Origin of the sequence: Chromobacterium indicum (assembly GCF_039708975.1) — a bacterium.
Lineage (GTDB): Bacteria > Pseudomonadota > Gammaproteobacteria > Burkholderiales > Chromobacteriaceae > Chromobacterium > Chromobacterium piscinae.
Map to the genome: position 1 here is coordinate 126,627 of NZ_JAYFSJ010000015.1, position 10,542 is coordinate 137,168.

Genomic DNA, 10,542 nt, shown 5'->3' on the forward strand with positions numbered 1-10,542 from the left:
CCATTTTTGCTTCTTGTTGAAACTTTCTCCGGTTTGGCGCTGTACCAAAAGAAATATTTTTTTGTAACGGTTTGCAATCACGAACATGTCCAAGTCATGTTAATGACTTTGTCCTAAGTGATTGTTGCTGCGGCAGAATACGGCGAGAGCCGTCCTTGATTTTGATCAATTGAATGGCATATTCGGTGGCGGCGCGGTTTTGATCATAGTCAAGACTCTTGAAATATTGGCTGGAACTGTTTCTAATACGCCCGCCCGCTACCCGACCGCGACGATTTGTCGCAGTGCTGGTTGGAGCCGGGCGTTGATGTTTGTGCTTGCCGAATTCCTGTCTTCCCGCGCCGCGTGCGGCGTTTCACTCGGGCAGTGATCTTCAGCTGTCACGCCATCGTCCGGAAGCGATTGTGGAGTCGCTTCCCGCCGTATCCGGCGCAAGCCGCCGGTGGGGCCGGTCGCGGAATATCCGCGATCCCTAAATTTCTGGTTTGACCTGGATTCATGCGGCCGCGCCTGGCGCTGCCGCTTATGGGGCCGGCAGGAAACTGTTTTCTTGGCGTTGGAGCATGGCTCGCAACGCCTGTTGCGCATCTGCGCGCCAAAGGATTTTTAACCCGAAAAGTCGTATGATGAGAAACCATAGACCCTCCCGCCTGATGCGGGGGCTGGCGCCTGTGGTGATCGCCCTGCTGTCGGGATGCCAAGGCGGCATTCTCGATCCCAAGGGCCAGATCGCCGCTGAGCAGAAGTCCCTGATCCTGACGGCAACTGCGCTGATGCTGCTGGTGGTCATCCCGGTGATCGTGATGACCTTGGTCTTCGCCTGGAAGTACCGCGCCAGCAACAAGGAAGCCGCCTACGAGCCGAAATGGTCGCACTCGACCAAGATCGAAATCGTGGTCTGGCTGATCCCCTGCATCATCATCGCCTTCCTGGCGACGTTGACCTGGAAGAGCACGCACAAGCTCGATCCCTATCGTCCGCTTGAGTCGGACAAGAAGGCGATTCAGGTGCAGGTAGTGGCGCTGAACTGGAAATGGTTGTTCATCTACCCCGAGCAGCAAATCGCTTCCGTCAACGAGCTGGTATTCCCGGCCGATACCCCGGTGAGCTTCAAGATCACCTCCGACGCGGCGATGAACTCTTTCTTCATCCCGCAGCTGGGCGGCCAGATCTACGCGATGGCGGGCATGCAGACCCAACTGCACCTGATCGCCAACGAACCGGGCACTTACAAGGGCTTCTCCGCCAACTACAGCGGCGCCGGCTTCTCCGGCATGAAGTTCAACGCCGTCGCCACCAAGACCCCGGCCGAATTCGAAGCCTGGGTGGCCAAGGCCAAGGCTTCCGGCAAGGCATTGGACGCGCCTTCTTACCTGAAGTTGCTCAAGCCTAGCGAAAACAATCCGGTGGAATACTACGCGTCGACCACGCCGTACTTGTTCGAGGCCGTGCAGCACAAGTACATGGCCGCTCGTCCGTCGCTGGCCGACAGCGACGACGCCATCAAGCTGACCAAGATGACCAAAGAACTGTGCGCCGCGATCACGCCGCCGGTTGTGAAGGAGTAACAATCGATGTGGTTAGGTAAACTGACTCTGGACGCGATCCCGTTCCATGAGCCCATCATCATGGGGGCGCTGGGAGGCGCCGGCCTGATCGGGCTGATGCTGTTCGCGCTGATCACCAAGTTCGGCAAGTGGGGCTATCTCTGGAAAGAGTGGCTCACTTCCGTGGATCACAAGAAAATCGGCGTGATGTACATCATCGTCGCCATGATCATGCTGCTGCGCGGCTTCGCCGACGCGCTGATGATGCGCACCCAGCTGGCGATGGCCACCGGCGGCGCCCACGGCGTGTTCCCGCCCGAGCACTATGACCAGATCTTCACCGCCCACGGCGTGATCATGATCATCTTCATGGCGATGCCGTTCATGACGGGCCTGATGAACATCGTGGTGCCGCTGCAGATCGGCGCGCGCGACGTGGCTTTCCCCTTCCTGAACTCGCTGAGCTTCTGGCTGCTGGTGTCCGCGGTGATCCTGGTCAACCTGTCGCTGGGCGTGGGCAACTTCGCCCGCACCGGCTGGGTGGCTTATCCGCCGCTGGCCGAGCTGGGATTCAGTCCTGACGTGGGGGTGGATTACTACATCTGGGCCTTGCAGATATCAGGCATCGGGACGACGCTGACCGCGATCAACTTCCTGGTGACCGTGATCAAGATGCGCGCCCCGGGCATGAAGCTGATGGACATGCCGATCTTCACCTGGACCTGCACCTGGGCCAACGTGCTGATCGCCACTTCCTTCCCGATCCTGACCGGCGCGCTGGCCATGCTGGCGCTGGACCGCTACCTGGACTTCCACTTCTTCACCGCGGAACTGGGCGGCAACGCCATGATGTACCTGAACCTGTTCTGGGCCTGGGGCCACCCCGAGGTGTACATCCTGGTTCTGCCGGCGTTCGGCATTTTCTCGGAAGTGGTTTCCACTTTCGCCGGCAAGCGCCTGTTCGGCCACAAGTCCATGATCTACGCCAGCGGCGCGATCTCGGTGCTGGGCTTCATGGTTTGGCTGCACCACTTCTTCACGATGGGCTCCGGCGCCAATGTGAACGCCTTCTTCGGCATCGCGACGATGATCATCTCGATCCCGACCGGCGTGAAGCTGTTCAACTGGCTGTTCACCATCTACAAGGGCCGCCTGCGCTTTGAAACCCCGATCCTGTGGACCCTGGGCTTCATGGTGACCTTCTCCATCGGCGGCATGACCGGCGTGCTGCTGGCCGTGCCGGGCGCCGACTACGTGCTGCACAACAGCCTGTTCCTGATCGCCCACTTCCACAACACCATCATCGGCGGCGCCGTGTTCGGCTACCTGGCCGGCGTGTCGTTCTGGTTCCCGAAGGTGTTCGGCTTCAAGCTGAACGACAAGCTGGGCAAGGCCTCGTTCTGGTTCTGGCAGATCGGCTTCATGTTCGCCTTCATGCCGCTGTACGTGCTGGGCTTCCTGGGCATGACCCGTCGCCTGAACCACACCGACAACCCGGCCTGGGAGCCGTGGCTGTACATCGCCTTGTTCGGCGCGCTGCTGATCGCCGCCGGCATTGCCTGCCAGCTGCTGCAGATCGTGGTGAGCATCCGCGACCGCAAGAAGCTGGTGGACGAAACCGGCGACCCGTGGAACGGCCACACCCTGGAATGGTCCACGTCTTCCCCGGCGCCGTTCTACAACTTCGCCAAGCTGCCGCAGGTGCATGACATCGACGCCTTCACCGACATGAAGGAAAAGGGCATCGCTTACGCCGTGCCGAAGTCGTACGAGCCGATCCACATGCCGCGCAACACCGCGATGGGTATCTATATCGGCGCCTTCAGCACGGTGCTGGGCTTTGCGTTGATCTGGCACATCTGGTGGCTGGCCGTCGTCGGCCTGGTGGGCATCGTCGGCTGCATGCTGGCGCGCGCCTACGACAACGACCTGGACTACTACGTGCCGGTGGACGAAGTGGAAGCGATCGAGCGCGCCCGCTTCGAGAAGCTGGGCATCGACGTCGACAACTACACCGAGCGTGATCCGGCCCAGCCGAAAAAGGCTGCGCGTCCGACCACTACCGCGTAACGGGTTGAATCTGACATGACGACTTATGTAAAAGAAGCGCACGCCGCGCACGACGACCACGAGCACCACGACAGCGGTTCGCAGACTGTTCTGGGCTTCTGGTTCTACCTGATGACCGACTGCATCCTGTTCGCGACCGCGTTCGCGACCTACGCAGTCCTGTTCCGCAACGTGGCGGAAGGCGTGTCCGGCAAGGACATCTTCGATCTGCAATACGTGCTGGTGGAAACCGCGGCCCTGCTGCTGTCCTCCATCACCTACGGCTTTGCGATGATCGCCGGCCACAAGGGCAACAAGTCCGCCGTTCTCGGCTGGCTGGCGGTGACCTTCCTGTTCGGCGCCGCCTTCATCGGCTTGGAAATCAATGAATTCCATCATCTGATCTCCGAGGGCCACGGTCCGCAGAAGAGCGCCTTCCTGTCGGCCTTCTTCGGCCTGGTGGGCCTGCACGGCCTGCACGTGACCGCCGGCCTGATCTGGATGGGGGTGATGATGGCCGAAGTGGCCAAGACCGGCCTGACCGGCCGCGCCATGACCCGCCTGAACTGCCTGTCGCTGTTCTGGCACTTCCTCGACATCGTGTGGATCTGCGTATTCACCGTTGTCTACCTGAAAGGAGCCATGTGATGAGTCACGCGCATGACAACGCCAGCCACGGCACCGTGAAGAGCTACATGGTCGGCTTCGTGCTGTCGGTGGTCCTCACCGCCATCCCGTTCTGGATGGTGATGGGCGGCGCCTTCACCAAGCAGGCGACGCTGATCGGCATCTTGGCGATGGCGGTGGTGCAGATCGTGGTGCAGCTGAAGTATTTCCTGCACCTGGACTTCAGCAAGGAAGGCAAGCTGAACAGCTTCTCCTTCCTGTTCACCGGCATGGTGATCGTGCTGCTGGTAGGCCTGTCGATCTGGATCATCTACACCGCCGACGCGCTGATGATGCGCTGAGCGAGGCTGAGTTGAAGTTCAAGCGTTATCTTCAGGTCACCAAGCCGGGCATCATCTTCGGCAACTTGATCTCGGCCGCCGGCGGTTTCCTGCTGGCGGCGCAGGGATCGGTCGACTGGTGGCTGCTCGCGGCCACCGTCGTCGGCTTGTCGCTGGTGGTGGCCTCCGGCTGCGCGATCAACAACTGCATCGATCAGGACATCGACGCCAAGATGGCTCGCACCCAGAAACGGGTGCTGGTCACCGGCGCGATGAGCACCAAGGCCGCGCTGGCGCACGGCGTGGTGCTGGGCCTGGCGGGCTTCGCCCTGCTGTGGTTCTGTACCAATCCGCTGGCCACCGGCTGCGTGCTGTTCGGTTTCGTGATCTATGTCGGCGTGTACAGCCTGTACATGAAGCGCAACTCGGTGTACGGCACCCTGGTGGGCAGCCTGTCCGGCGCGGTGCCGCCGGTGGCCGGCTACTGCGCCGTCACCGGCCGCTTCGACATGGGCGCGGCCATTCTGCTGCTGATGTTCAGCCTATGGCAGATGCCGCACTCGTACGCGATCGCCATCTTCCGCTTCAAGGACTACGAAGCGGCCGGCATTCCGGTGCTGCCGGTGGTGAAGGGCATCTCCGCCGCCAAGCAGCAGATCGTGCTCTACATCCTGGCTTTCGCCGCGGCGACGGTGATGTTGGTGTACGGCGGCTACGCCGGCTACGGCTACCTGGCGGTGGCGGTGGCCACCAGCCTGTGGTGGCTGAAGATGGCGCTGTCCGGCTACAAGCGCGAAACCGACGACCGCGCCTGGGCGCGCCAGGTGTTCTTCTTCTCCATCATCACCATCACCTCGCTGAGCGTGATGATGGCGGTGGATGGGCAGACGCCGCCGCACAGCCGAGTGGTGATGACCGCGGACGCGGGCCACTACCGCTAAGATCGATACCGTTCCATGCCAAACGGGGAGCAGCTTGCGCTGCTCCCCGTTTTTGTTTGGCCGCTCGTCAAGGCGGCGGCCAGGCGGCGTCTTGCCGGCCGGCGGGGCCGTACACGCTGGGCCGGTATCCGCCTGCGGCGGGATCCAGCTGCAAGCGGGCGTAGCCGAAGAAGAAATAAGCGCTGTCCTGTGGCTGCAGATAGGCTTTGTCCATGCCGTCGCGGCGGTTGGCCAGCATGGCCTGGGTCAGCGCCATGCCGGACCAGGCGCGCAATGCGCCTTGGCTGTCCCGCGCCAGTATCCATTCCTGATTCTGCAGATCGGCAGCGCTGACGCGTAAATGCCGCTTGCCGCCTTCCATGCGGGTCTGGGCATCGCGCAGCGCGGCGGCGAAGGGGATTTGGTATTCACCACTGGCCGAGTCGCGGTGGGTGAAAAGGATATCCTCCAGCTCCTCATCCCCTTGTCCGGTCTGCGCCCGCGGAGCGGAAGCTGAGCAGGCATGCCGCGCCAGTACCGGCCAGGCTTGTTGCACGGAGTAGGCGAGGCATAGCGTGCCGTCATTGAGCTTCCGCAGTTGGGCGTCCAGATCGCTCGCGATGTACTGCGTCAGCCGATACTCCGTCGACTGGCTGTGGGCCTGCCTATCCAGCAGCCTTAGCTTGCCGATGGAGGTGTCGGTGTACTTGGCGCCCGCTTTAATCGCGGAGACGCTTAACTCTACCTTGGCAATAGGCTCGCCGCCTGGGTTGATCAACAGCAGCCGTTCGGCGGTGTTGAGCGCATTGTCGGACTTGCCGATGACGCGTTGATCGCTTTGGTCGGCGAAGGCGATGCCGCCCTGCTCGCGGCGCAGCTGGGCCGCCGAATATTGCCGCGCATGGTAGGATAGCTTGAACAGGCGGGTTTCAAACGGCTTGGCTTCTCCCGCGCGGTACAGGCTGATCTTGACCAGCTTGGGCGAAGCATTCTGGAACTGGGTGGCAGCCGATTTGGCGTAGCCCGGGGCCCGCGCGATGGCGAACAGCGGGCTAGGATGCGCCAGCGTGAGCGTCAGCGCAACCGGTTTGATGTCTTCCGACTGAGGGTAGGGTTGCTCGGCATGAAACACCCAGGCTTTGGCCGGATCGGGATCGAACAGGTTTTTCACCGAATACTGGCCGGGATGGGGACTGGCCAGGGTTTGATCGGCATGCAGCTGCAGCGTGTTCCAGCCAAGCGTGACTGCCGCATTGTCGGGATGGTCGCTGGCATGCGCATTGCTCAGGAATAGACTGAGCAGGCTGCTTGCCATCAGTCTATGGCTGACGACCGACGTGTTACTCATTGCCTGCATACAAGGTACGGAATTTAAGCAGGCCGATCTGATTGATTTTGGCCTCATTTACCCCATCGCCGATAAAGCCGGCCATGGAGTCATGGATATATTTCTCCAGGAAATTCTCAATCGCCGGAGTCAGCAGGCGAATATTCATCGTGGCCGCGACCTTTTTGGGATCGGTTTCGGGCAGCACTTCGCTGGGAATGGACATGCCTTGCTCTGGCAGCATCGGCATTAGTTTTTGCAGCTCTTGGTCCTGTTTGGCTGCTTTCGCGGCGGCGCGGGTGGGGTCAAAATCAGGGGCCATTGGGTCGCCGGCGTAGAGTTTGCGCAGTCCCTTGATCAGCGATGCCTGGGTAGTCTGCAAAAAGCCCTGATGCTTGGCGCTGGCGGTTCGATATGGCGCGCGCTTGGCAAAGTCATGCCGGTATTTGAATCGTTGGCTCAGGTATAGGGCCATGTGCTGGCGATGCATCTTTTCCGTCGAGCCTGGAGCAATCTTGGCTTCACGCAAATAAGCGTTAAAGTCGTTGATGACCTCTTGAGTCGGCGTCAGAAGGTTTTGCACCCGTTCAGTCAACTGGTCCATTGCCATGAGGGGCACACCTGCTTGGCGAGCGGCATCGTACAGCCGGCGTCCCGGTATCGCGCACAATTGGCCATTTTGCGCGGGCAGTATGCCTAGGTCGCCGCTGGCATAACCACCCCCGACATCCGAGTGCGAGCCCGGGAACATGACTTCGATGGTATTGGCTGGATATGAGTTGCCGCGCCGTACGGTGTCCAGCGGGAAGCAGGCACGCACTTCATGGCCGGCAACGTAATGCACGCATTGTTCGACTGCGGGATGAATGGTCAGATTGTTGTCCGCCCAGGCCATGTGCCCGGTTGCGGGTATGGTATTTGGCAGCAGTTGCGCAAGGCCTACCGATGCTACCGTATCCATGATCCCGAGAAACTGTGTTCGGATTGAAATGCCGGCAAAGCTCCACGCGCCATTTTGCTGATGACATAGTTGATACAACCAGTTGACGAATGCCCGGGCTTCCGTGGCTCCGCGTGAAAATCCAAATACCGATAAGTTGATCTGCGTGACTTGGGGTTTGCGTCCCTTCAGCGCCTGTTGTAGCTTTTCCTGCCAGGTATTGAAAATTACTTTGCGCATGACGCCCCCGGTCAGGCCGCCAGCATTGCTGGTAATTTTCTTGGCCAACCCGTCTGCGATAAGGGGGCTTTTGTTGACATACTGGTGGGGAGCATTTACTAAGCGCGTCAGCGCCCAAAGAATGCGCGCCTCTCCGCCCGCGCCGGCGCCACCGCCCAAGGCTCCCCCCGTGTCGTCGATTTCCGGGAATGGGGTACCAACTCCTGGCATGTAAAAACGGAAGTAGCCCTCGTTTGGTTTGTCTCGCGCCGTCATGAATAGGCGGGCGACATTGCTGGGACGCTGTTTGCCGGATTCCGCCTGGTAATAGTCAGCCTGGATATTGTTGCCCGTGCCATCGAAGAACATCATCACGTGGATCTGACTTTGGCATTGGGCTTCCTGCTTACCGCTGACGCAGGACATGGCCTGAGCTCGTTGCAGTTGTTCGCGAGCACTCAGTGAGCGTTGGCCTGCTGGGTAGGGGGCGGGGTTTTGCGTGCTCATTGTTTATCCCCTTGGGTATTCTTGGGATATGCCGGGCGATAGTCTGGATGATAGGGCATGATATCGCTCAGCTTGACCAGCACCTGGTCATTGGGCAAAAAGTGAATATCGAAGTGCTGGGCATCTTTTTCCTGATATTCTGGAATTGCTACTGTACGGGTTTTCCAGGTTCCCTCGATGAATATCTTGTCGCCATTGCGCATCACCAGATTGCCATTCGCATCGCGTTGATAATGTCCACCTTGTAGCCAGCCAATTTTGGCAGTCAGCCCTGGACGCCACTTTTTCGGCACCACTACGCAGCAAACTTCGCCACCGCCACCGCCCATTGGGGGTACGTTGAGCACCCCTCCTTGATCATTAACTGTGACCGAGTCGATAGGTTTTTCCGTATGGTTGACTGAGAGATAGCTGATGGCTGTCGTGGCATCATCACAGGCAGATAGTAATAGTATGACCGTCAGCCAAGCAAAGCGAGGCAGTAAACGGCAGGGCTTTATCGTTCTCATCTGATTAATTCCCGGCAATCTTTCAAAACAACACCTTGTCGGTGGAAAGGTCGAGGCAATAGCTCGCTTACGGATTTGGCGGATAGTTATGCCACAGAATAAAAAAATACAAACCGCCATAGGAAAGAAACAGCAAGGCTGTTGTGGCCAACTTGAGTAATTTTCGCTGCGATCCATGGATTAGCCACGAAGACAATGCAAATGCGGTAGCAATCAAAAATGGTGAAGTGAAAATGAGAAAAAAAATATGGTTTAGGGCGGACCAGTCACCCTCTGTGCTCTTCTCAAAGGGATGCAAACATCGGAAGTAAATAATCCCCGCAGAAAATATCAAGAACATGGCACCAATAATGAACGTGCCTGCAAGTGAAACCACAAGCATGCGGGCGGGCCATTTTTTCTTTTGGAATGGGTGTGTTTCCATTTCTCAGAGGGCCGAGATGTCATCCAGCAAGGAAGCTAGGTTTTCGCCTAAGCCGTCTTTTTGCAAGGCATGACTCTGCAAGACCTGGGGAAGTCTGGGGTCGTCCAAAATGCGTCCTTGACTCAGGCAAGCCGCCACGGCGAGCATCAATTGATCGGGTGCGTTTTCAATATGATGCTCTTCCAATGCTGCGCAGGAGCGTTGCAAACAGTGGTGGAGAAAGGCGCCGGATGCCGGCAATAGTTCGGCAAAATCCTGACTCAGTCTATTGGCCAATGCATCGGGTTCCGCTGAACGCAGCAAACCCGCCAATTCCGGCTCAGTGAGCTCCCAACTATCTTTTTCATCGACAGCCAGATGTGATGGGGCAAGGTCCAGCGCCTGCAGTGTGCCTGCACGGTCGACGATCAGCCAGTGAGTCAGAGGCGCGCATAGCCGTCGCCAGGATGGGGGCGACAAGGTTTGGGGCAGGGTGGCCGCGATGCGGGTGTCGGCAAAACGTAGAATGTAGGGTTGACCATCAGCCGTAGTTAGGCTCAGGCTGCGCTGCCAGATATCGCGCAATGTTTCCACATCCAGCACGCTGGCGACAAAGCCAAGCATTGGCCGACCTTGGCTGTGTCGCAGCAGCTTGGCCGGAATGGCATTGTTCTGCCTTGGGCATTCGATCAATAGCGGCGATACTGCGCGCAACTCCCCCCATTCTGGCTGAAAATACAGTGGCCAGTTGGCAGTGGCCAATTGCAGCGGGCGATGGTTGTAATCGAAGCCGGCATCCATTAATGCGTACCAGTTCCACTCCATGGGACTGGCATCAATTTGCTCAGCCAAGGCGTTGGCCAGGGATGCCACATCCCCCTTGTCCATTGCGAAATACATGGGGCCTCTCTTATTGGCCGGCTAAGGGCGAGCCGGATTTGATCGCATTCAGCATGCACTGCAAGCAGAACTGCTTGCCTGGGAAAACTGGCATCGGGATGGTCATGTTGTCGGGTCCGCTCAGCTTGTGCTGGGCGGCTTTCACGCTTACGGTGCCGGGTGTGTGCACTTCGATATTGCCGCCCTTGAGACGTATATAAGCGCCGCCTGCGGTCAACAGAATCTCGTCCTTGGCATTGACGACGATGCGTTCCTTGCAGGACGTGATCGTCAC

10 protein-coding genes are annotated in these 10,542 nt (G+C 59.0%); 5 read left to right on the forward strand and 5 right to left on the reverse strand.

Annotated elements, in window-relative coordinates; genetic code table 11:
• Positions 1-623 precede the first annotated feature (623 nt).
• From cyoA to cyoE, 5 genes are read left to right on the forward strand one after another with little or no spacing between them, the layout of a single operon-like run.
• Positions 624-1,568, forward strand: a complete 945-nt coding sequence (cyoA, locus tag VA599_RS19335; RefSeq protein ID WP_346790127.1) for a ubiquinol oxidase subunit II — start codon at positions 624-626, stop codon at positions 1,566-1,568.
• A 6-nt stretch (positions 1,569-1,574) separates the two neighbouring features.
• Positions 1,575-3,617, forward strand: coding sequence for a cytochrome o ubiquinol oxidase subunit I (cyoB, locus tag VA599_RS19340; RefSeq protein WP_346790129.1), 2,043 nt, complete (start codon positions 1,575-1,577; stop codon positions 3,615-3,617).
• A gap of 15 nt (positions 3,618-3,632) precedes the next feature.
• A complete protein-coding gene (cyoC, locus tag VA599_RS19345; protein WP_021478491.1) occupies positions 3,633-4,244 on the forward strand; it encodes a cytochrome o ubiquinol oxidase subunit III in 612 nt (203 codons plus the stop codon).
• Positions 4,244-4,564, forward strand: coding sequence for a cytochrome o ubiquinol oxidase subunit IV (gene cyoD / locus VA599_RS19350; protein WP_081527254.1), 321 nt, complete (start codon positions 4,244-4,246; stop codon positions 4,562-4,564). Before cyoC ends, cyoD begins: the two co-directional genes overlap by 1 nt.
• An 11-nt stretch (positions 4,565-4,575) precedes the next feature.
• Positions 4,576-5,484 (forward strand): heme o synthase, encoded by a 909-nt coding sequence (gene cyoE, locus VA599_RS19355; RefSeq protein WP_346790131.1) that lies wholly within the window; start codon positions 4,576-4,578, stop codon positions 5,482-5,484.
• A 67-nt stretch (positions 5,485-5,551) separates the two neighbouring features.
• On the opposite strand, the gene VA599_RS19360 is transcribed toward cyoE, so the two are convergent.
• The 5 genes from VA599_RS19360 to VA599_RS19380 all read right to left on the reverse strand — a co-directional run.
• The gene (locus tag VA599_RS19360; protein ID WP_346790133.1) at positions 5,552-6,811 is read right to left on the reverse strand and encodes a hypothetical protein; all 1,260 of its coding nucleotides are present in this window, start codon (positions 6,809-6,811) and stop codon (positions 5,552-5,554) included.
• Positions 6,804-8,456: a T6SS phospholipase effector Tle1-like catalytic domain-containing protein gene (locus VA599_RS19365; RefSeq protein WP_346790134.1), complete on the reverse strand. Its 1,653-nt coding sequence runs from the start codon at positions 8,454-8,456 to the stop codon at positions 6,804-6,806. The genes VA599_RS19360 and VA599_RS19365 overlap by 8 nt, the downstream gene beginning before the upstream one ends.
• On the reverse strand, positions 8,453-9,142 hold the full coding sequence (locus tag VA599_RS19370) for a DUF3304 domain-containing protein (protein ID WP_231468826.1): 690 nt from the start codon (positions 9,140-9,142) through the stop codon (positions 8,453-8,455). The genes VA599_RS19365 and VA599_RS19370 overlap by 4 nt, the downstream gene beginning before the upstream one ends.
• Positions 9,143-9,392: 250 nt before the next feature.
• Entirely contained in the window at positions 9,393-10,268 is an 876-nt protein-coding gene (locus tag VA599_RS19375) for a DUF4123 domain-containing protein (protein ID WP_081527249.1), read from the reverse strand.
• Between the two features lie 10 nt (positions 10,269-10,278).
• On the reverse strand, positions 10,279-10,542 hold a 264-nt coding region (locus VA599_RS19380), incomplete at its 5' end, for a DUF2345 domain-containing protein (protein WP_346790137.1).

Excerpts from the sequence above, each read along its gene's own strand:
- cyoA (WP_346790127.1), top strand. The coding sequence starts at position 624 with ATGATGAGAAACCATAGACCCTCCCGCCTGATGCGGGGGCTGGCGCCT.
- cyoB (WP_346790129.1), top strand. The coding sequence starts at position 1,575 with ATGTGGTTAGGTAAACTGACTCTGGACGCGATCCCGTTCCATGAGCCC.
- cyoC (WP_021478491.1), top strand. The coding sequence starts at position 3,633 with ATGACGACTTATGTAAAAGAAGCGCACGCCGCGCACGACGACCACGAG.
- cyoD (WP_081527254.1), top strand. The coding sequence starts at position 4,244 with ATGAGTCACGCGCATGACAACGCCAGCCACGGCACCGTGAAGAGCTAC.
- VA599_RS19360 (WP_346790133.1), bottom strand. The coding sequence starts at position 6,811 with ATGAGTAACACGTCGGTCGTCAGCCATAGACTGATGGCAAGCAGCCTG.
- VA599_RS19365 (WP_346790134.1), bottom strand. The coding sequence starts at position 8,456 with ATGAGCACGCAAAACCCCGCCCCCTACCCAGCAGGCCAACGCTCACTG.
- VA599_RS19370 (WP_231468826.1), bottom strand. The coding sequence starts at position 9,142 with ATGGATCGCAGCGAAAATTACTCAAGTTGGCCACAACAGCCTTGCTGT.
- VA599_RS19375 (WP_081527249.1), bottom strand. The coding sequence starts at position 10,268 with ATGTATTTCGCAATGGACAAGGGGGATGTGGCATCCCTGGCCAACGCC.